Genomic DNA, 20,719 nt, shown 5'->3' with positions numbered 1-20,719 from the left:
CCCGTGGAAATCACCATCTCGCTCGTTGTGCTGCTCGCCGTCGGCGTCGTGCTGCTGCTGCGCTTCAAGGCCGTGGGCGCCGGTGCGGCCGTGGTTGTCGCGCTCTTCGGCTTCTACCTCGCCCACACGGACGCGGCCGACACCGTCAACCAGCTCGTCACCGACTTCACCCACGCCGTGCCCGGCGTCGGCCGCTGACCCCAAGGGAGACCAGCACCGTGAACGAACCCACCGCGTACGGCCGTCCGACCGGACACGAGACGTCCGCCGTCGAAGTCCACACCCCCACCCCGATCGTCCCCGCCCGCACCGCCCCGCTCATGCCCGTACAGCCGGACACCGTCCCGACCGTGGCGAGCATCGTCCTCCCCGACGGCCGCGTCGTCACCGGCTACGCCATCGAGCCCGCCAAGCCCGAACCGCTTGCCGCCAAGCCTGCCGTCTCGCGGGCGGCGGTGAACATCGCGCTCGGGGGCGTCGGGTTCCTCGCCGTGTGCGGCGGACTGCTCATGCTCACCGCCTTCATCACCGCGCTCACCGCCCTGATCACCCAACTCGTCATCCTCGCCGCCGTCATCTTCGGCGGCTGGATCGCCGTGCAGGTCTTCGGCGCGCGCGGCCACGGCGGCGGGACCACGGTCAACATCCGCAAGGCCGTCATCAAGCGGAACAAGTTCTACGGCTGACAAGGGAGTCCAACACCCGTGATCCGACTGCGTATCAAGGTCATCGACTGGCCGCGCCGCGCGCTGGCCCTGACCGACACGCCCCGTCCGGACTGCCGTGACTGCGATGGCGTTGGCGGTATCCCCCACGACTACGGCCACCCCGAGACCGGCGAGTACGAGGGCACCGAGTGGGAGACCTGCCCCTGCTGGACGGAGTGGCACATGGTTCTGCTGCCGCTCCCGCGCCGGCCCCGGTGGCTGCGCCGCCGGCACAGCGGCCGTGACCCGTGGGGGACCGGCGGCTACAGCGACGAACCGCCCTTCTAGCTCTGCCCGTGGGCGGCGGCACTCCCGGACAAGGACAGCCCGCCGCCCACGGTCTCCGTATCCCGACGTTGCAGAACAGGAGACCTACAGCATGACCCAACCGCGTACTTTCGGCGAGGGCCCCTTGCCCTGGGCCACTCGAACGGGGCGAGTTCTGCCCCGGCCGCGTTTGCTGGATCTGTTCTCGTGCCAGGGTGGTGCCGCGAAAGGGTACGCCGATGCTGGGTTCGACGTGACCGGCGTCGACAAGGACCCGCAGCCCCGCTACCCGTTCCGGCTCGTCCAGGCTGACGCGATCGCGTTCGTCCTCGCCCACGGGAGCGAGTTCGACTTCATCCACGCGTCCCCGCCCTGCCAGCACGACACCGCCTGCCAGCGCATTCAGGGGAACATCCACCCCGATCTCATCCACCCCACCCGCACGGCCCTCGAAACGACCGGGCGTCCGTGGGTCATGGAGAACGTCGGCGGGGCCGCGCCCAAGCTGAACGCTCCGGTGATGCTGTGCGGGCCCATGTTCCGTCTGGCGACCTACCGGCACCGGTTCTTCGAGACCGGCGGAGGCTTCACCCTCGCACAGCCGGATCACCTCGAACACATCGTGCCGCAGGCGAAGATGGGCCGCCCCGTCCCGCCCGGCCACTACGGCCAGTTCGTTGGCAACTTCTCCGGCGTCGACCTGGCCCGCCGTGTTATGGGCGTGCCGTGGATGAACCGGGACGGCATCCGCGAGTGCATCCCGCCCGCCTACGCTGAACACATCGGCCGTGCGGCGCTCGCCCACCTTGCCGCCGCCCGGATCGAGGTGGCCGCGTGAACGCCGGTGCCCCCCTCCTGAGCCTGGCCTGGATGCTCGCCACCCACGCGGTCCCTGTCCTGCCCCTTCGGGCGGGCAAGGTCCCGTTCGGCAACTGTTCGGCGTGCGCGAAGAACGCGTGTGGCGGTCGGCCCAACATGAAGACCCCGGGCCCCTGCATGTGCCCCGGCGTCTGCCACGCGTGGGCCGCCGCCACTACCGAGCCGCACGTCCTCAACTCGCCCCAGTGGGACGCCGCATGGCGGCAGGCGGCGGCGGTCGCCTACCACCCCGGAGGTGCCGGGCTGACCGTTGTCGACCTCGACAACGCGGCGGCCGTCGCGTGGGCCCGCGCGACACTGCCCGCGACCCGGGCCGTGGCAACGACCCGGGGGGAGCACTGGATCTACCGGGGCGCCATGCCCTCCGCCAACGCCGTTCGGCCCGGGGTCGACATCAAGTCCCTTATGGCATACGCCCGTTGGCTCGGATGGGGCATCGGCGCCATGGCCGCTCTCCCGGACTCTGTGCGCGCCCTGGCACTAACGGACCCTCCTCCGGCCCGCAGGGCGCCACAGGCCGTCTCAGCGCCCTTGGGGGGCCGGAACGGGGAGTGCCGACACCGCACGCCCGTGTTCCTGGATCGTGGCATTGCGATGGCGGAGCGGCAGATCACCGGCACCCGGGAGGCGGTGCACGCCACCGTGTACCGGACGTTCCTCGCGGTGCTGGCCACGCACGGGCAGTGCGGCTGCCTCACCGACACGCACGTCGCCCGGCTGTTCGCCGCCGCGCAGGCCAAGGGCGAATCGCCCCGGCACTGCACGGACGCGTGGACCAACGCCCTCACCAGGTTGGGACTGTGACCATGGCTGACGACGAGAAGAACCCGGCCCGCGAGATCATCACCGACTATGCGCAGTCCCACTTCCGGTACTTCCGTACGCCGGACGGGACCGTGTACGCGCAGAAGAACGGCCAGCCCGTCGCCCGCCCGATTCGCTCCCAGGGCACGACCGGCAGTCACCGGCAGGAACTCATGGTCGGTCTCTTCCGCGACGGGCGAGGCGTGTTCAACGGGACCGCGCTGAAAGAGGCGTTGGACCTGATCGAGGCGCTCGCGCTGTCCGAGGACGTGCAGCCCGTGCACATCCGCGTCGCCCCCGGATTCGACGGGGCGACCTGGTTGGACCTGGGCCGCGACGACGGGCAGTCCGTCCGCATCCACCCCACCGGCTGGGACATCGTCACTCCCAACCCGCAGGAGGTGTGCTGGCGGCGCACCCAGCTCACCGGGGAACTCCCCCTGCCCGTCAAGGACACGAACGGCAAGGGCATCGATCTGCTGATGCGGCTGTGCAACTTCGCCGGCGCGGAAACCGAGTGCCTGGCCATTGCGTGGCTGATCGGTTGTCTCGGTCCGTCCGTGCCCGTCCCCGCCCCGTTCCTCACCGGCCCCCAGGGTGCCGGGAAGTCCACGGGCGGCCGGATGCTCGTGCGGATCATCGAGGGCATGAGCGGTGACCTGCGCAGGGCCCCGAAGGATGAGGAGAACCTGATCGCGGCGGTGGCGGCCGGATGGGTCACCGCCCTGGACAACCTCTCGCACATGACGCCGGACCTGTCCGACGCCATGTGCTGCATCGTCACCGGGGCCGAGAGTGTCAAGCGCGCCCTGTTCACCGACGGAGACGTCTTCCGCGTCGGCTACCGCCGCCCGCTGCTCCTGACCGGCATTGACGTCGGCGTCATCCGTCCCGACCTCGCCGAACGCCTCCTACCGCTCCGCCTGGAACGCCCCAAGGTGAGGCGGACCGAGGCCGAACTGTGGGCGGAGTACGCGGAAGTGCTGCCCGTCGTGCTCGGGTCCTTGCTGGACCTCACGGTCAGGGTCCGCGCGGCACAGGCGGAGACCCCCACCGACCTGCGGATGGCCGACTTCGCCCATCTGTGCGCGCAGCTCGATGCGGCCACCGGGCTCGGGGCTCTGGCCGCGTACCGGGCCAGGCTGGACGATTTGAACGACGACGTGATCGAGGGCGACCTGTTGGCACAGACCGTCCTCCGTCACGCCGAGACCATCGAGCCGGGCACGGCGCAGCGGATGACGTCCACGGAGTGGCTCAACTGTCTCAGCCGCCTGTACAGCGGCGACGACTGCCGCCCGCTGCCCAAGGGTTGGCCGACCACGGGCAAGGTGCTCTCCGACCGTCTCAAGCGCCTACAACCCACTCTCGCTGCCCGGGGCGTCCTCATCGACACGGGCCGCACCAGCGAGGGCCGATACCTGGAAATGACCCGCCCCGCCCCGGCGTCCCCACACGAGCAACAGCGGATGTACTGACCCCGCCCCCACGCTCACGCGGACAAGCAAGAAGAGCACCATCGCCCAGCCCCGGTGCGTGCTCTTCTTGCTGTTCGGCGCCGTGCGCCGTGCCAAGGTCGCGCCGCGCAGCGGCTCCTTCTTCACGTTCTGAGCGGCACCGCCACTACAGCAGACACCCCCTCTCTCTTTCCTAAGAGGGAAGACGCTGCGTCATCTGCGTCATGCGAGCCGGAAAACGGCCCCAGAGCTGCGGCTACAGCCATGACGCAGACGGCCGCACCTGCGTCATCCTGCGTCATCTGCGTCATGGGCTGCGTCACGGATGACGCAGCCCATGACGCACCCATGACGCAGGACTCGCCCCCTGCGTCACTTAAAACCCCAGGTCAGAAGCCTGAATGACGCGGATGACGCAATGACGCAGAAATCCGCACCTCGGACAGACGCGCCATCCGCCACCCCCGCAAGGCCCCCGAAAGTCCGCTCCTCGCCCCCTGGGAGATCTCGCATGGACACGGCCCCTGCCAACGCATTCGACAACACCCTCGTACTGCTCACGGTCGAGGAGGCGGCCCGACGACTCCGCATCGGCCGCACCACATGCTTCGCACTTATCCGCGCCGGCGAACTGGAGTCCATCGACATCGGCCGACTCCGTCGCATCCCCGCAGACGCACCCGCCGCATACCTCGCCCGCCGACGCGCGGCCAAACGAACCGCTTGACCACGCCCGGGGCGGCAGCACTCCCGGACAGGACAGTTCGCCGCCCCGGTCCCCATCCCGACACCCAAGAAACAGGAGCCTGCCAGTGGCAGAGGACAAGAAGAAGCGCACTCGCCAGCCCAACGGCCGAAGCTCGATCTACTTCGGTAAGGACGGCAAATGGCACGGCCGTGTCACCGTAGGCGTCCGCGACGACGGCTCGCCGGACCGCCGTCATGTCGAGCGCAAGACGCGCGCCGAGGTAACAGCAGCCGTAAGCGAGTTGGAGAAACAGCGTGACGCCAAGACCGTGCGGAAGCCCGGCAAGGCATGGACGGTCAAGGCGTGGCTGACGCACTGGATCGAGAACGTCGCACCCCTCGCGGTTAACGACAACACGATGGTCGGGTACAGCGTGGCCGTCCGGAAGCACCTCATTCCCGGCTTGGGGTCCCACCGTCTCGACAGGCTCAAGCCCGAGCACATCGAAGTGTTCTACGCCAAGATGCAGGCCAACGGCAGCAAGCCTGCGACTGCTCACCAGGTGCATCGAACTTTCCGTACCGCGCTGAACGAGGCCGTGCGGCGCGGTCATCTCGGCAAGAACCCGGTTCAGTTGGCCAAGGCGCCGAAGACCGGGGACTACGAGGTGGAGCCCTACACCGTCCAAGAGGTTCAGCGGCTGTTGAAGGCCGCTGACCAACGCCGCAACTCCGCGCGGTGGGCCGTCGCTCTCGCCCTCGGTCTGCGCCAAGGGGAAGTGCTGGCGTTGCAGTGGGTGGACGTGGACCTTGACGGCGGGTTTCTTGTGGTCCGCCGTAGTCGCCACCGTCCGCAGTACGCCCACGGGTGCCCCGAGCCCTGCGGACGCAAGGCCGCCGGGTACTGCCCGCAGAAACGCCGGATCAACCCGGAGTTGTCCGTCACCAAGTCGCGCGCCGGCCGTCGGGCGGTCGGACTTCCCGAACAGCTCGTTGACCTACTCCGGGCCCACCTGAGGGCGCAAGAAGCCGAGCGCGGCGCGGCCGGGAAGCGATGGGAGGAGAACGGCCTGGTGTTCCCGGACGAGCACGGGCGTAGTCCGTCCCATCGTCGGGACTGGAGCGAGTGGAAGGTTCTCTTGACGGAGGCGAACGTACGGGACGGTCGGTTGCACGACGCGCGCCATACGGCCGCCACGGTCCTGCTCATCCTCGGTGTCCCCGAGCGCGCCGTCATGGGTCTCATGGGGTGGTCGACCACGGCCATGGCCGCCCGGTATCAGCACATGGTGGACGCTGTACGGACCGACATCGCGCGGCAGGTCGATGGTCTGATCTGGAAGCCTGAGACGCGCCGGCCGGACGATGACGACGACGGTGCGGCCGGGGCCCTGGTACCGGCCAACTGAGACGGGAACTGAGACGGACCACTGAAAAGGGCGGCACCCCGTATGGGTGCCGCCCTTTTCTTTTGCCTGGTCAGGTCATTTGAGGCCGTGACCGGAATCGAACCGGCGTAACTCGCTTTGCAGGCGAGTCCCTCAACCACTCGGGCACACGGCCGTGCCTCTCACTGTTGATGACGGTAGGCGGGCGCCGGACGGGGCTCAAGGCTCAGGGACGTCACGCAACGCGACTGCCACACTCCGTTCATGGTGCGGCGGTTCATGGCACGGCGCCCGGCCGGCCCCGGCCTGGCAGGTGGTGGCGCCCCGCCGGGCCCGGCGCCGCGGGGGCGGCGTACGACCAAGGGACGAGTCCGGTTCGGTCGTACGACAGGGCCCAAAGGTCGCTACGGCCCTTACTCTGTGGCCATGACCGCCCTGGAGCCAGGCGACGCCGATGTCGCCCCCGCCGACCTGTCCGCCGTGACACCGCTGTCCGCCCTGTCCGGGGCCGCCGCGGCGGCCCCGGTGCTCGGCCAGGGCGGTGCCCCCGTGGCGGACGGCGCTCCGGGCCCGGGCGGTGGCCATGATCCGGGCAGGGACGGTGGCGAGGGCCAAGGCGCCGGCCCGGCCCGTGGCGCCGGTGTGCTGGGACCGGTCCACCGCGCCCTCAGCATCGGCATCGTCTCCGTCGTCCTGCTCATCGCCTTCGAGGCGACCGCCGTCGGCACCGCGATGCCGGTGGCCGCCCGCGAGCTGCACGGCATCCCGCTGTACGCCTTCGCCTTCTCCGCCTACTTCACCACCAGCCTCTTCGCGATGGTGCTCTCCGGCCAGTGGGCCGACCGCAGCGGACCGCTCGCGCCGCTCGCCGCCGGTATCAGCGCCTTCGCGGCCGGGCTGCTGGTCGCCGGCACGGCCGGCACGATGTGGGTGTTCATCATCGGCCGCGCCGTCCAGGGACTGGGCGGCGGACTGGTCATCGTCGCGCTGTACGTCGTCGTCAGCCGCGCCTATCCGGAGAAGCTGCGCCCCGCGATCATGGCCGCGTTCGCCGCGAGCTGGGTGATCCCCTCCGTCGTCGGACCGCTCGCCTCCGGCACCGTCACCGAACATCTCGGCTGGCGCTGGGTCTTCATCGGCATCCCGGTCCTCGTGGTGGTCCCGCTGGCGCTCGCCCTGCCCGCGATACGGCGGATGGCCTCGGGACCCGCCGACCCCTCGGCGCCCGTCGCGGCCTTCGACCGGCGCAGGATCCGGCTGGCCCTCGGGATCTCGCTGGGTGCCGGACTCCTTCAGTACGCGGGCCAGGATCTGCGCTGGTTCTCGCTCCTGCCGGCCGCGGCCGGCGCGGCGCTCCTCGTACCGGCCGTCCTCGGTCTGCTGCCCGGCGGCACCTGGCGGGCGGCCCGTGGACTGCCGTCCGTGGTGCTGCTGCGCGGTGTGGCCGCCGGTGCCTTCATCGCGGCGGAGAGCTTCGTTCCGCTGATGCTGGTCACCCAGCGCGGGCTGTCGCCGACGCTGGCCGGGCTCTCGCTCGCGGTCGGCGGAGCCACCTGGGCGCTCGGTTCGTACATACAGTCGCGACCGCGCATGGAGCCGCACCGCGAGCGGCTGATGGCGGGCGGGATGGTGCTGGTCGTCGCGGCCATCGCGACCGCGCCGAGCGTGCTGATCGAGTCCGTGCCGGTCTGGATCATCGGTGTCGCCTGGGGTGTCGGCTGTCTCGGGATGGGCGCGGTGATCGCCTCGACCAGCGTGCTGCTGCTCAAACTCTCGGCGCCGGAGGAGGCCGGTGCGAACTCCGCCGCGCTCCAGATCTCCGACGGCCTCTCGAACGTGCTGCTGCTGGCGGCGGGCGGCGCGGCCTTCGCGGCGCTGGGCGGCGGCTCGGTGGGCGGTCATGGCGTCGAGGGCGCCACGGGCTCGCACCCCGCGGCCTTCGCGGCGGTGTTCCTGCCGATGGCCGCGGTGGCGCTGGCGGGAGTGTGGGTGGCGACCCGGGTGCGGACGCACGAGGCATAGCCCGCCCGGCCATGTGACTCCGGTCGCACCGGCGGTCCGGCCGCTGTTCCGACGAGGATCGTGTCCCGCCCCCGGTAGGGTGGCCCGGTTGTCGTACGTACCCCACGACCGTGTCCCACGACCGAGCGTCCGAACCGGAGACCGTGACTACTACCGCCTCCTCCCACCACCTCTCACCCGCCTTCCCCGGCCGCGCCCCCTGGGGCACCGCCAATAAGCTGCGTGCCTGGCAGGAGGGTGCCCTCGGCAGATATCTCCAGGAGCAGCCCCGTGACTTCCTCGCCGTCGCCACCCCCGGCGCCGGCAAGACGACTTTCGCGCTGACCCTCGCGTCCTGGCTGCTGCACCACCATGTGGTCCAGCAGGTGACCGTCGTCGCGCCGACCGAGCATCTCAAGAAGCAGTGGTCCGAGGCGGCCGAGCGGATAGGGATCAAGCTCGACCCGGACTACAGCGCCGGACCGCTGAGCAAGGAATACGACGGCGTCGCCGTCACCTACGCCGGTGTCGGTGTGCGCCCGATGCTGCACCGCAACCGCTGCGAGCAGCGCAAGACCCTCGTCATCCTCGACGAGATCCACCACGCGGGCGACTCCAAGTCCTGGGGCGAGGCGTGCCTGGAGGCGTTCGAGCCCGCCACCCGGCGCCTCGCGCTGACCGGGACGCCCTTCAGGTCCGACACCAACCCCATCCCCTTCGTGGCGTACGAGGAAGGCAACGACGGTATCCGCCGCTCGGCCGCCGATTACACGTACGGATACGGCAGCGCTCTCGGCGACGGTGTCGTCCGGCCCGTCATCTTCCTGAGCTACAGCGGCAATATGCGCTGGCGCACCAAGGCCGGTGACGAGGTCGCGGCCCGGCTCGGCGAGCCCATGACCAAGGACGCGATCTCGCAGGCCTGGCGCACCGCGCTCGACCCGCGCGGCGACTGGATGCCGAATGTCCTGAGCGCCGCCGACCGGCGGCTCAGCGAGGTGCGCAAGGGCATTCCGGACGCCGGAGGGCTGGTGATCGCGAGCGATCAGGACTCGGCGCGCGCCTACGCCAAGCTCATTCGGGAGATCACCGGCACCAGGGCGACCGTCGTTCTGTCCGACGACACCGGTGCGTCGAAGCGGATCGACGAGTTCAGCGCGAGCACCGACCGCTGGATGGTCGCGGTCCGGATGGTGTCGGAAGGCGTCGACGTACCGCGCCTCGCGGTCGGCGTGTACGCCACCACCATCTCCACCCCGCTGTTCTTCGCACAGGCCGTCGGCCGCTTCGTGCGCTCCCGGCGGCGCGGCGAGACCGCGTCCGTCTTCCTCCCGACCATCCCGAACCTCCTCGGTTTCGCCGGTGAGATGGAGGTGGAGCGCGATCATGTCCTCGACAAGCCGAAGAAGAAGGGCGACGAGGATCCCTACGCCGAGTCCGAGAAGGAGATGGCGGAGGCCGAGCGGGAGCAGGACGAGGACACCGGGGAGCAGGACATGCTGCCCTTCGAGGCCCTGGAGTCCGACGCCGTCTTCGACCGGGTGCTGTACGACGGTGCCGAATTCGGCATGCAGGCGCACCCGGGCAGTGAGGAGGAGCAGGACTACCTCGGCATCCCCGGGCTGCTGGAGCCCGACCAGGTGCAGATGCTGCTCCAGAAGCGGCAGGCCCGGCAGATCGCGCACAGCCGCAAGAAGCCGGATGCCGAGGCCGACCTGCTGGAACTGCCGGCCGACCGGCGGCCGGTGGTCTCCCACAAGGAGCTGCTGGAGCTGCGCAAGCAGCTCAACACGATGGTCGGCGCGTATGTGCACCAGAGCGGCAAGCCGCACGGCGTGATCCATACGGAGCTGCGCCGGGTGTGCGGCGGACCGCCGAGCGCCGAGGCGACGGCGGGGCAGATCAGGGAGCGGATCGCGAAGGTCCAGGAGTGGGCCACCCGGATGAAGTGAGGCCGGGCCGGCCTGCGGTCGTTCGCGCGCGGCCGGGCTCCGCCTCCTGATCCGGTCTCTGATCCGGTCACCGGCCCGTTCCCCCTCCGTGGCCGTCGCCGGAGTGCCGGCGGCGGCCAGGGCGCCCATCGTCGGCGTCACCCGACATAGCGCCACTGTTCACCCGAAGTCACTGTTCTCCCGGGCGACCATCCCGAAAAGGGACCAACTTCCTTTGTGTGACCGGATTCTGGACGAGGGCTTCCGCTGAGCGGAGCCGCTCGCTAATGTCCCGGCAAAGTACACGCTCCGTCGCAGCGCCGCAGCGGAGCGCAGCCGGTGTGCCATGGCCTGCCGGCGGCCTCTCTTTCTGTGCAGCCGATGGGACCGGTGTCGCAGTCGTGACGAGAACGCCGCCGTCACTCACTCCGAAGGAGAGGGCGTCGTGACCGCGGAGACCTCCCAGACGCTCGACCGGGGACTGCGTGTCCTCAAACTGCTCGCCGACACGGATCACGGCCTGACCGTCACCGAGTTGTCCAACAGACTTGGAGTCAACAGGACTGTCGTCTACCGGCTGCTGGCCACGCTCGAACAGCACGCGCTGGTCCGCCGGGACCTGGGGGGACGCGCCCGGGTCGGCCTCGGTGTGCTGCGGCTGGGCCGCCAGGTGCATCCGCTGGTACGGGAAGCCGCCCTGCCCGCCCTGCGTTCGCTCGCCGAGGACATAGGTGCCACCGCGCATCTCACGCTCGTCGACGGGGCGGAGGCGCTGGCCGTGGCGGTCGTCGAGCCGACCTGGACCGACTACCACGTCGCCTACCGGGCCGGATTCCGCCATCCGCTCGACCGGGGCGCCGCGGGAAAGGCCATCCTCGCCGCCCGCCACAGCGGCCTGACCGAGCCCCGGTGCACCCTCACCCACGGCGAACTGGAGGCGGGCGCCAGTGGCGCGGCCGCCGCGCTGGTCGGAGTGACCGGGGTCGAGGGCAGTGTGGGCGTGGTGATGCTGACGGACTCCGTGCCGGAGCGGGTGGGCCCGCGCGTTGTGGACGCCGCCCGTGAGGTGGCCGACGCGCTGCGCTGACGGACGGTACGGGGCGGCCCGTACCGGCCCGCGCGAGAGCTCGGAAGGAGCGCCGGACCGGCCCTTCCCGGCGGCCGATACATTGGCACGGTGTTCTCTCGTCTCTCGCGCCCCGGCGCCCTCGTGATCTGCGCGCTCCCGATCATCGTGCTGTTCCTCCTCGTCGGTGTGGCACCGCTGCCGTACGCCGTGGCGCAGCCCGGGCTGACGGCGAACGTCCTGGGGACGGATCAGGGCCGCGAGGTCATCACCATCAGCGGGGTGCCCGTCCGGAAGACCGAGGGCGAGCTTCGGCTGACCACGATCGAGGCGACGGGGCCGTCCGCCGATGTCGACTTCGGCGATGTGGTCGACGGCTGGTTCCGCACCGACCGGGCCGTGCTGCCGCGCGAGGCGGTCTATCCGTCGGGACAGTCCGACCGGGAGATCGAGAAGCACAACGCCAGGGACATGGTCGAGTCGCAGGACTCCGCGACGCGGGCGGCCCTCGGCTTTCTGCGCAGGGACCCGAAGACGGTCGAGGTCCGCCTCCATCTCGCCGATGTCGGCGGCCCGAGCGCGGGTCTGCTCTTCGCCCTGGGCATTGTCGACAAGCTCGACGGCGACGGCGCGGGCGGCGATCTGACCGGCGGCCGCACCATCGCCGGTACGGGCACCATCACCGGCGAGGGCAAGGTCGGCGCGGTCGGCGGAGTCGCCCTCAAGACTCAGGCGGCGGCCCGCGACGGGGCCACCGTCTTCCTGGTCCCCGAGGCGGAGTGCGCGGACGCCAGGGCCGAGCTGCCGAAGGGCCTCCGGCTGGTGCCCGTCACGACGCTGAAGGGCGCGGTGTCGGCGCTCCGGGCGCTGGAGCACCGGGGCCGGGTCCCGAGCTGCTGATCCCGCCGCCGGTGGCGGTCATGCGGGCCGGGCCCGGGACACCGCCCTACGGTGGACGAGGCGCAGGCCCAACTCGACCAGGGTCCAGCCCAGTCGGGTCCGGATCCTGGCGCGGAGCCCGGCGCGTGAGGAGTGGCCGGCGCCCGGGGCCGGGTGACCGGCGGCCTCCCGGCGCAGCCCTGCGGCGCGTATCGCGTGGAGCCGGAGATGTACGTCGGGATGCATGACGAGGTGGGTCCCTTCAGTCGGTCGAGCGCGGGAACATATGCAGATGGAGGCGGACCTGGGCGGCCTCCTCGGCCTCTGCCGCGTCCTCGGCCGGGGCCCGGTCGCGGTAGCCGCTGATCAGTTCGTGCATCTTCCGGTCCAGCTCCGCCGCCAGCTCGGGCGTCAGCCGCAGCGTGTAGTTGCTCAGGTCCGAGTTCCTGGCCCATCTCTCGGACCATTCGTGCCGGGTGCCGAGCCAGGTGCTCAGCTCCTGGGTGTGGAGATTCGCCACCTCGTGCAGGTACATGTCCACGGCGCCGCGGACCTCCGGGTCCGGGTCAAGGATCAGGGAGTCGTCGAAGGTCAGGCCCTGATGAACGGACTTCCACCAGCGCTCCCGTCCCTTGCCGCGCTCCGGGTCGTCCTCGATGAAGCCGTACGTGGCGAGCTGGCGCAGGTGGTAACTGGTGGCTCCGCTGGACTCGTTCAGCCGGTCGGCGAGCTGGGAGGCGGTGGCCGGGCCGTGGTGCCGCAGGGAGTTGAGCAGTCGCATCCGCAGCGGATGAGCGAGCCCGCGCAGCGAGCGCGGGCCGAGCGCGAACAGCTCGTGCTCGGGGGGCCGGGAGGTGCTGGGCGTATCGGCGCCGTCGAGTGGGCCGGGCGCTTCGGGGGAGTCGGGCATGTCACCACCGTAAGGTTGCAAAGAAAGCATTGCAACCCTTTATTTGCATCGGGATCTTTGCGACTGGGCGCCCCGCGCGGTGATGGCTGGGGCGTGTTGTGAAAGTAGCGCCGTCCGCCCCCTGGGGCGGGGCTCGCGGCGTCTGGTGCGTGCGATCGCAAGGCGGAGGGTCGTCCTCGTACTGGACGTACTGGGACGACTCCGACAACGCGGCGAGCGTGCGTGCCAGGCGTCGCAGGCCAGGCGGGACTTTCACAACACGCCCTAACCCTCCTTGATGAACCCCTCCTTGAGGAGCCATTTCTTCGCCACCTCGTGCGGTTCCCGCCCCGCCACATCCACCTGCGCGTTCAGTTCCCGCGCCACCGGCGTGTTCAGCCGCTTCGAGAGCGGATCCAGCAGCCTGGCGATGACCGGGTACTTCGCGTACGTCGCCGAATGCAGCTCTGGCGCCGCGTCGTAGGTGGGGAAGAAATGCCGGTCGTCGACGAGGGTGTCCAGCCGCAGCGCCCTGATCCGGCCGTCGGTCGTGTACACGTCGCCCAGCAGGCAGGCGCCGCCCTTCGAGACCTGCGTGTAGACGATCCCGGCGTCCACCTTCTTGATGTTGCCGGCCCGCAGCCTCATGCCGTACGCCTTCGCCATGCCGGTCAGCCCGTCGTCGCGGGAGGCGAACTCGTTGTCGACGCAGAGCGTCACCGCGGACGGGTCCCGCCTTGTCAGCGCGGCCACGTCGGAGAGCGTTCTGAGCCGGTACTTCCTGTTGTCGGCCCGGCTGATCGCGAGTGAGTAGGTGTTGTTCAGCGTCGATCTCGGCAGCCAGGTGACGCCGTTGGCCACATCCGCGTCCCGCACCGCCCGCCACTGTGCTTCCGGATCGGCGACCGGTTTCACCTTGCCCAGATAGGTGATCCAGGCGGTACCGGTGTACTCGTACATCGCGTCGGCGTCGCCCTTGACGATCGCCTCACGCGCGTTGATCGAGCCGGGCAGATTCGTCCGGTCCAGCACCTCCGCGCCCGCCGCCTTGAAGATCAGGCCGATCATCTCGCCGAGGATGATGTTCTCGCTGAAGTTCTTCGAAGTGACCGTCAGCGAGGCGCCCTTCAGCGGCCGTCCGATGCCCAGCCGGCCCGGCACCACGTCGTCCGCCATCGGGGAGCCGCTCTTCAGACCGCACCCGCCGAGGCCCGCCACGGTGATCAGCACCATGGTGATCACCGCCACGGGGCTCGCCGCCGGTCCTGGCGCGTGACGCCTCGTGCGCCTGTCCCGCATCAGCCCTCCTCCAGTCCGCGCGGGGTGAGCACCAGTTCGGCCAGGGAGGCCAGCCAGTCGACCAGCAGCGCCAGCGCCACCGTCAGCACCGAGCCGACGACCAGGACCGGCATCCGCTGGGTCTGGATGCCCGAGGTGATCAGGTCACCGAGGCCCCCGCCACCGCCGAAGGTCGCGAGCGTCGCCGTACCGACGTTCAGCACCAGCGCGGTCCGCACCCCCGCCAGGATCAGCGGTACACCCAGCGGCAGTTCGACCTTGGTGAGCGTCCCGGCCGCCGACATGCCGATCCCGCGCGACGCCTCCACCAGCTCGGGGTCGATGGCCCGCAGACCGGCCACCGTATTGGCGAGCACCGGCAGCACCGCGTAGATCACCATGCCGGTGATCGCCGTCGACGGGCCGATGCCCAGCCAGATCACCAGCAGTGCCAGCAGCCCGATCGCGGGCGCCGCCTGGCCGGCGTTGGCCAGCGCGGTGACCGGTGGCGCGATCCGGCTCAGCCCGGGTCTGGTCAGCGCGACACCCAGCGGGATCGCGATGATCAGCACCCAGAAGGTGGAGATCGCTGTGAGCTGGATGTGCTGCCACAGCCGCAGCGGCACATTGCCGCCGGAGAGGGAGTTCCTGGCGATCGAGTCCAGCCGGATGCCGCTGACCCACAGATAGGCGGCCAGCAGGACGAGAACGACCACCGCCGGTACGGTCACCAGCTTCCGCCAGGTGATCAGCCGCTGCCGGGGCGCCGACGGCGGCGGCTCCTCCCGGGTGGCCGGGCCGGCGTCCCGGCCGCCCGAGCCGGGGGCGCCGGGCGGGCGGTCCGGCCGGGTCGGGGAGCTCATGCGCCGGTGCCGCCCGGCGTACGCTCCGTACGCGGAGAGCCCGCTTCCGCCCGGCCGTGCCGGTGCTCCAGCGCGGCCAGCCGGTCGGCCTCCAGCATCTCGTGCACGGACCGCATCAGGGTCTCCATGTCGACGACCCCGAGATACTCGCCGCGCCGTCCCGTCACCGCGACCCGCCCGGCGCTGTCGACGAGCACCGCCTCCAGCGCGTCCCGCAGCGTCGCGTCCTCGGTGACGGTGGACCGCACCAGCCGGCCGGCCCTGGCCACCGAGCCTCCGGCACGCATCAGGTCGCCGCGCCGCAGCCATTTGTACGGCCGGTTCCCGCGGTCCAGCACCAGCAGTTCGTCGCGCCGTTCCGCGCTGAGCCTGTCGAGGATTGACTGGAGGGGGTCCTCGACGGTCACGGTCGGGAAGGCGGCCGTCCCGGCCTCCCGAACGCGTGTCAGATGGAGCCGCTTCAGGGCCGCTCCGGATCCGACGAAGCCGGAGACGAAGTCGTCGGCCGGGCTGGTGAGGATCGCCTCCGGGGTGTCGAACTGCGCGATGTGCGAGTGCTCGCGCAGCACCGCGATCCGGTCACCGAGTTTGATCGCCTCGTCGAAGTCATGGGTGACGAAGACAATCGTCTTGCGCAGTTCGCGCTGGAGTCTGATCAGTTCGTCCTGGAGATGGTCGCGGGTGATGGGGTCGACGGCGCCGAACGGTTCGTCCATCAGCAGCACCGGCGGGTCGGCGGCGAGTGCGCGGGCCACCCCGACCCGCTGCTGCTGCCCGCCGGAGAGCCCGCGCGGATAGCGGCCGTGGAACTCACGCGGATCGAGTCCCACCAGGTCGAGCATCTCCTCCACCCGGTCCTTCACCCGGGCCCTGGACCAGCCGGTCATCCTGGGCACGAGCGCGATGTTCTCCGCGACCGTCATGTGCGGGAAGAGGCCGGAGGACTGGATGGCGTAACCGATCCTGCGGCGCAGCCGCACCGGGTCGATGCCGGTGACGTCCTCGTCGCCGATCCTGATCCGCCCGGACGTCGGCTCGATCAGCCGGTTGATCATCTTGAGGGTGGTCGACTTGCCGCAGCCCGAGGGGCCCACCAGGATCACCGTCTCGCCGGGCCCGATCTCCAGGGTGACGTGGTCCACGGCGGGCAGGGCCTGGCCCGGATAGCGTTTGGTGAGGCCCTCCAGCCGGATGCCCGCCCCGGAGGCGGCGGCGGGGGAGCCGGGCCGCTCACCCCGTCCGGCCGGTGCGTCGCTCCCGTGCGCCCCGGGTGTCTCAGCCACGGATCCCCCTCGGGATCGTCAGCCGGCCGAGCAGGAGGTACGCGGCGTCGAAGAGCAGGGCGAGGACAACGACGCCGAGCGTGCCCGCCAGCACCTGGTTGAACGCGTTGGCGCTGCCCAGCGAGGCGATGCCGCGGAAGATCTCATTGCCCAGCCCGGGCCCGGAGGCGTACGCGGCGACCGCGGCGATGCCCATCAGCATCTGCGTGGAGACCCGGATGCCGGTGAGGATCGGCGGCCAGGCGAGCGGCAGTTCCACCCGGAGCATCCGGGCCCCCCGCGACATCCCGATGCCGTTCGCCGCGTCGACCAGGGCCGGATCCACACCGCGCAGCCCGACGACGGAGTTGCGCACGACGGGGAGCAGCCCGTAGAGCGTCAGCGTGATCACCGTGGGCGCCACCCCGAGGCCGACCAGCGGGATCAGCAGACCGATCGCGGCCAGCGAGGGGATGGTCAGCAGGGAGGCGGTGGAGAGGATCGCCAGATTCCCGGCCCAGGGGCTCCGGCAGGTGACGACACCGATGAGGACGCCCAGCGCGGTGGCGAGCACCATGCACTGGAAGACGGCGCTGACATGCTGGAACGCGTCCGTGAGCAACTGCCGTCGCTGACTGCCCAGATACTCCCAGAAGCTCACGCGCGTCCCCTCGATTCCGTACCGCGTGATCGGTCCCGCGTGGATCACTCCCGGCCGGACTCCCGGCCGGGACCGCGGTCGGAGTCGGCCGCGGCCTGCTCCACCAGCGGGATGATCCGCAGGGGTACGGGGTTCTCCATGACGATCGCCGTGGAGGCCCGCACAATGCCATCAAAACCGACAACGCGGTCGATGACCCGCTGAAGATCGGCGTTGGAACGCGCCACAAGCCGGCAGAGCATGTCGCCCTGGCCCGTGGTGGTGTGCAGCTCCAGCACTTCCGGCACGGTCGCCAAGTGCGCCCGTACGTCGACGCCTTGTCCCTGCTTGATCTCCAGCGTGGCGAAGGCCGTCACCGGATAGCCGAGAGCGGCCGGATCGACCGCGGGGCCGAATCCCCGGATGACTCCATTCGATTGAAGCCGGTCGAGCCGCGCCTGCACCGTCCCGCGCGCCACGCCGAGCCGACGCGACGCCTCCAGCACCCCGATCCTGGGCTCCCGTGCCAGCAGCACGATCAGCCTGCCGTCGAGTCCGTCGATGGACATGGACCGCCCTCCTCATGAGCCCGCGCGGCGGGCCCGGCGCGACGGGCCGGCCGTACGGCGCGGTCCGGTACGGCACGCCCGGTTGGCCCAGCGCCGGGCGACCCCCTGGTCATCCTGTGCACATAGCCCTGTCATTCTCCCCATCCGCTGGGCATGATGCCCAGCAAAAGTGCGAACTGTTGCGCACCTTGTGGAACGGCGAGACGCTGAGCCCATGGCTGACACCTCGATGAACGCTGACATCTCGATGAACATCGACTCCGCTCCCGAGACCGCCCGTGAGGCCGATCCCTTCCCGGTCAAGGGCATGGACGCGGTCGTCTTCGCCGTGGGCAACGCCAAGCAGGCCGCGCACTACTACTCCACGGCCTTCGGCATGAAGCTCGTCGCCTATTCCGGACCGGAGAACGGCAGCCGCGAGACCGCCAGTTACGTCCTCACCAGCGGCGCCGCCCGCTTTGTGTTCACCTCCGTGATCAAGCAGTCCTCCGCGTGGGGCCGCTTCCTCACCGAGCATGTCGCCGAGCACGGCGACGGCGTCGTGGACCTCGCGATCGAGGTGCCGGACGCGCGCGCCGCGTACGCCTACGCCGTCGAGCACGGCGCCCGCTCCGTCCAGGAGCCCTACGAGATGAAGGACGAGCACGGCACGGTCGTGCTCGCGGCCGTCGCCACCTACGGCCAGACCCGGCACACCCTGGTCGAGCGCTCCGGTTACGACGGCCCCTACCTGCCGGGCTTCAGCGCCGCGCAGCCGATCGTCGAGCCCGCCGCGAAGCGCACCTTCCAGGCCATCGACCACTGCGTGGGCAATGTCGAACTCGGCAGGATGAACGAGTGGGTCGGCTTCTACAACAACGTCATGGGCTTCACCAATATGAAGGAGTTCGTGGGTGACGACATCGCCACCGAGTACTCCGCGCTCATGTCGAAGGTCGTCGCGGACGGCACCCTCAAGGTGAAGTTCCCGATCAACGAGCCCGCGATCGCCAAGAAGAAGTCGCAGATCGACGAGTATCTGGAGTTCTACGGCGGTGCGGGTGTCCAGCACATCGCGCTGGCCACGAACGACATCGTCGGTTCCGTGCGGGCGATGCGGGCCGCCGGTGTGCAGTTCCTCGACACCCCCGACTCGTACTACGACATCCTCGGCGAGTGGGCCGGTGAGACCCGGGTGCCCGTTGACACGCTGCGCGAGCTGAAGATCCTGGTCGACCGGGACGAGGACGGCTATCTGCTGCAGATCTTCACCAAGCCCGTCCAGGACCGACCGACGGTCTTCTTCGAAATGATCGAACGGCACGGTTCCATGGGCTTCGGCAAGGGCAATTTCAAGGCGCTCTTCGAGGCGATCGAGCGTGAGCAGGAGAAGCGCGGCAATCTCTGACGCGCGGGCCCGACTCGCGGATCGCACGCGGCCCCCACGGAAACTGACCCGTGGGGGCCGCACCACGTCCGGCCGGGCCGGGCCGTCGCCGCGCGGCCCGCCCGGAGCGCCGCTCATTCCCGGACGAGGGCCCCCGGCGCCTCGGCCGCCCGGGCGTGCTTGGCCGGTGCGCCCGGCAGGACGGGGTCCGTCTTCCTGGGCGGGGCCAGCGGGCGCTGCGGCACGGGCTTCCCGGGCGGTACGGTCCCGGTGCCCGGCCCGGACCCGGAGTCTCCTGTGCTGCCGTCGCCGTACATGTCCTTCGGTCCGCCGCCGGACGGCTCGCCCAGCGCGGCCAGCGCCTCCCGGGCCTTCGGCGCCATCAACGGCGAGAAGTACGGATTGGCGCGCAGCGCCTCACCGATATGGCGGCGGGCCGGACCGTACATCTCCAGCGAGCGCTCGATCTCGCCGAGGTGGTAGAGGAACAGCGCGCTTCCCGGGCTCTGCTCCGCCGCCTTCTTCGCGTACGGCAGCGCCTCCTGGCCCGCTCCCGCCCGGAACAGCGCCCAGCCCAGCGCGTCCGCGACATCCACGCTGCGGTGGCCGCGGTCCCACTCCGTCCTCATCCGCAGGACCGCCGCCCCCGGATCGGCGTGGTCGGCCTCGAACCGGGCGAGCACCAGCTCCTGGTTCACCCCGTCGCTCTGCGCCCGCTCGGCCCGCTCGGCCAGCGTCGTGTACTGCGTCTTCGCGTCTCCGTCCAGGCCCATCGACTCGCTCAGCTCACCGAGTTCCAGGGCGTATTCGGGCAGCGGCAGCTTCTCCAGCGCCGTCTGGTAGTCCTGGTACGCCTCGTCCGTCCGGCCCAGCGCGGCCAGTGCCCGCGCCCGGCCGACGAGCGAGGTGGGCTGGTCGTGCGCCGCCACCAGCGCGGAGTCGTAGTGGCGCAGCGCCTCCTGCGGTTCGCCCCGCTCCCAGGCCAGCTCGCCCAGTGTGTGCAGCGCCTGTGCCCGCTCCACGGCCGACCCGGCGCGCGTGGACGCCTCCGTCGCCTTCACCACCGCGTCCTCACGCCAGCCGCGGCCGTGGTGGACGGCGGCGGTCCGCGCCAGCACCGGCGTCCCCGGCCGCAGTCTGTTCAGCTTGTTCAGGGCCTTCCGGGCCGCCGCGTAGTCCCCGAGCCCGTTGTAGGCGTCGATGAGCACCGGGTACGCCGTCCACATCCCGGGCTTCTGCCGCACCACCGTCTCGCCCCACTCCTTGGCGGCGGTGAAGTCGTGCCGCGCGTTGGCGAGGGTGGCCATCCCGACCAGCGCCTCCAGGTTTCCGCGGTCGGCCGGCCGCACCGCCAGCGACTGCTGGAGCGCCTGGTCGGCCTTGGGGTAGTACGCCGAGTCCGCGGCCCTGATCCCGCGCTGCACATACGCGGAGCCGAGGACCGCCCACGACTCCTCGTCCTTGGGATGCTTGCGCAACCAGCTCTCCCGGTCACGGATGAGTTCGGTCAGATCCACGAGCGAGGCGGGCGCGCCCGCGCCCACCGCCGCCATCGCCCGCTCCTTCGGGCCCGCTGGCGGGCCCTGGTCCTTGTCCGGGACGAACATCAGAGCGCACCCGACCAGCACAGCGCCCACTCCGGCCGCCAGCGCCGCCTTCTTGACCTGACTGCCCTGTTCTGTCTTCATGGCGTTCATAATGGTTACTGTGCGTCAATAGTAAGAACACACCCGGCCTTGGTTCCTGGCTCGCAGACGGGTTCACACCGATGGCCCCGAGTGCGAGT

At 70.5% G+C, this 20,719-nt stretch carries 21 protein-coding genes and 1 tRNA gene; 13 read left to right on the top strand and 9 right to left on the bottom strand.

The features are described 5' to 3' along the window. The first annotated feature begins 3 nt into the window (after positions 1-3). From ABZ707_RS17235 to ABZ707_RS17200, 8 genes are all read left to right on the top strand, one after another. Positions 4-198, top strand: coding sequence for a hypothetical protein (locus ABZ707_RS17235; RefSeq protein ID WP_360174714.1), 195 nt, complete (start codon positions 4-6; stop codon positions 196-198). A gap of 20 nt (positions 199-218) precedes the next feature. Continuing rightward, positions 219-686 carry a hypothetical protein gene (locus ABZ707_RS17230; protein ID WP_360174711.1) on the top strand — a complete coding sequence of 156 codons (468 nt, stop codon included), beginning with the start codon at positions 219-221 and terminating at the stop codon, positions 684-686. Positions 687-704: 18 nt separating this feature from the next. After that, positions 705-995 (top strand): hypothetical protein, encoded by a 291-nt coding sequence (locus ABZ707_RS17225; protein WP_360174708.1) that lies wholly within the window; start codon positions 705-707, stop codon positions 993-995. A 232-nt stretch (positions 996-1,227) separates the two neighbouring features. After that, positions 1,228-1,812 carry an SAM-dependent methyltransferase gene (locus tag ABZ707_RS17220; RefSeq protein ID WP_360174705.1) on the top strand — a complete coding sequence of 195 codons (585 nt, stop codon included), beginning with the start codon at positions 1,228-1,230 and terminating at the stop codon, positions 1,810-1,812. 32 nt (positions 1,813-1,844) lie between these two features. Further along, complete coding sequence (locus tag ABZ707_RS17215) at positions 1,845-2,657, top strand: bifunctional DNA primase/polymerase (RefSeq protein WP_360174946.1); 813 nt, start codon at positions 1,845-1,847, stop codon at positions 2,655-2,657. 2 nt (positions 2,658-2,659) lie between these two features. Then, entirely contained in the window at positions 2,660-4,135 is a 1,476-nt protein-coding gene (locus tag ABZ707_RS17210; RefSeq protein ID WP_360174703.1) for an ATP-binding protein, read from the top strand. Between the two features lie 490 nt (positions 4,136-4,625). Then, the gene (locus ABZ707_RS17205) at positions 4,626-4,841 is read left to right on the top strand and encodes an excisionase family DNA-binding protein (protein ID WP_360174700.1); all 216 of its coding nucleotides are present in this window, start codon (positions 4,626-4,628) and stop codon (positions 4,839-4,841) included. An 85-nt stretch (positions 4,842-4,926) separates the two neighbouring features. Then, a complete protein-coding gene (locus tag ABZ707_RS17200; RefSeq protein ID WP_360174697.1) occupies positions 4,927-6,210 on the top strand; it encodes a site-specific integrase in 1,284 nt (427 codons plus the stop codon). A gap of 82 nt (positions 6,211-6,292) precedes the next feature. Here ABZ707_RS17200 and ABZ707_RS17195 read toward each other — a convergent pair. After that, a tRNA-Cys gene (locus tag ABZ707_RS17195) sits at positions 6,293-6,364 on the bottom strand. Between the two features lie 251 nt (positions 6,365-6,615). Between ABZ707_RS17195 and ABZ707_RS17190 the strand changes: the two genes are divergently transcribed. The 4 genes from ABZ707_RS17190 to ABZ707_RS17175 all read left to right on the top strand — a co-directional run bounded on the left by ABZ707_RS17190 (position 6,616) and on the right by ABZ707_RS17175 (position 12,087). Further along, positions 6,616-8,211, top strand: coding sequence for an MFS transporter (locus ABZ707_RS17190; protein ID WP_360174694.1), 1,596 nt, complete (start codon positions 6,616-6,618; stop codon positions 8,209-8,211). 143 nt (positions 8,212-8,354) lie between these two features. After that, complete coding sequence (locus ABZ707_RS17185; RefSeq protein WP_360174943.1) at positions 8,355-10,142, top strand: DEAD/DEAH box helicase; 1,788 nt, start codon at positions 8,355-8,357, stop codon at positions 10,140-10,142. Between the two features lie 424 nt (positions 10,143-10,566). Continuing rightward, positions 10,567-11,208, top strand: a complete 642-nt coding sequence (locus ABZ707_RS17180) for a helix-turn-helix domain-containing protein (protein WP_360174691.1) — start codon at positions 10,567-10,569, stop codon at positions 11,206-11,208. A 90-nt stretch (positions 11,209-11,298) separates the two neighbouring features. Next, positions 11,299-12,087, top strand: coding sequence for a S16 family serine protease (locus ABZ707_RS17175; RefSeq protein ID WP_360174688.1), 789 nt, complete (start codon positions 11,299-11,301; stop codon positions 12,085-12,087). A gap of 18 nt (positions 12,088-12,105) precedes the next feature. Here the strand turns inward: ABZ707_RS17175 and ABZ707_RS17170 are convergent, their stop codons facing one another. From ABZ707_RS17170 to ABZ707_RS17140, 7 genes are all read right to left on the bottom strand, one after another. Beyond that, entirely contained in the window at positions 12,106-12,312 is a 207-nt protein-coding gene (locus tag ABZ707_RS17170) for a hypothetical protein (RefSeq protein WP_360174685.1), read from the bottom strand. 16 nt (positions 12,313-12,328) lie between these two features. Then, positions 12,329-12,976, bottom strand: a complete 648-nt coding sequence (locus tag ABZ707_RS17165; protein ID WP_360174682.1) for a helix-turn-helix domain-containing protein — start codon at positions 12,974-12,976, stop codon at positions 12,329-12,331. 264 nt (positions 12,977-13,240) lie between these two features. Next, the gene (locus ABZ707_RS17160; protein WP_360174940.1) at positions 13,241-14,188 is read right to left on the bottom strand and encodes a glycine betaine ABC transporter substrate-binding protein; all 948 of its coding nucleotides are present in this window, start codon (positions 14,186-14,188) and stop codon (positions 13,241-13,243) included. A gap of 65 nt (positions 14,189-14,253) precedes the next feature. Next, positions 14,254-15,096 carry an ABC transporter permease gene (locus ABZ707_RS17155; RefSeq protein ID WP_360174679.1) on the bottom strand — a complete coding sequence of 281 codons (843 nt, stop codon included), beginning with the start codon at positions 15,094-15,096 and terminating at the stop codon, positions 14,254-14,256. Then, a complete protein-coding gene (locus tag ABZ707_RS17150) occupies positions 15,093-16,289 on the bottom strand; it encodes a betaine/proline/choline family ABC transporter ATP-binding protein (RefSeq protein WP_360174937.1) in 1,197 nt (398 codons plus the stop codon). The genes ABZ707_RS17155 and ABZ707_RS17150 overlap by 4 nt, the downstream gene beginning before the upstream one ends. Positions 16,290-16,371: 82 nt before the next feature. After that, positions 16,372-17,019: an ABC transporter permease gene (locus ABZ707_RS17145; RefSeq protein ID WP_360174676.1), complete on the bottom strand. Its 648-nt coding sequence runs from the start codon at positions 17,017-17,019 to the stop codon at positions 16,372-16,374. Between the two features lie 44 nt (positions 17,020-17,063). After that, positions 17,064-17,567: an Lrp/AsnC family transcriptional regulator gene (locus ABZ707_RS17140; RefSeq protein WP_360174673.1), complete on the bottom strand. Its 504-nt coding sequence runs from the start codon at positions 17,565-17,567 to the stop codon at positions 17,064-17,066. Between the two features lie 247 nt (positions 17,568-17,814). On the opposite strand from ABZ707_RS17140, the gene hppD reads away from it, so the two are divergent. Beyond that, positions 17,815-18,954 carry a 4-hydroxyphenylpyruvate dioxygenase gene (hppD, locus tag ABZ707_RS17135; RefSeq protein ID WP_360174934.1) on the top strand — a complete coding sequence of 380 codons (1,140 nt, stop codon included), beginning with the start codon at positions 17,815-17,817 and terminating at the stop codon, positions 18,952-18,954. 113 nt (positions 18,955-19,067) lie between these two features. On the opposite strand, the gene ABZ707_RS17130 is transcribed toward hppD, so the two are convergent. Next, positions 19,068-20,621: a tetratricopeptide repeat protein gene (locus ABZ707_RS17130; protein WP_360174670.1), complete on the bottom strand. Its 1,554-nt coding sequence runs from the start codon at positions 20,619-20,621 to the stop codon at positions 19,068-19,070. Positions 20,622-20,719 lie beyond the last annotated feature (98 nt).

It is taken from the genome of Streptomyces sp. NPDC006923 (genome assembly GCF_040635655.1).
GTDB lineage: Bacteria > Actinomycetota > Actinomycetes > Streptomycetales > Streptomycetaceae > Streptomyces.
Note: the sequence above shows the minus strand (reverse complement) of the source record. Positions and strands in the feature narration are given on the sequence as shown.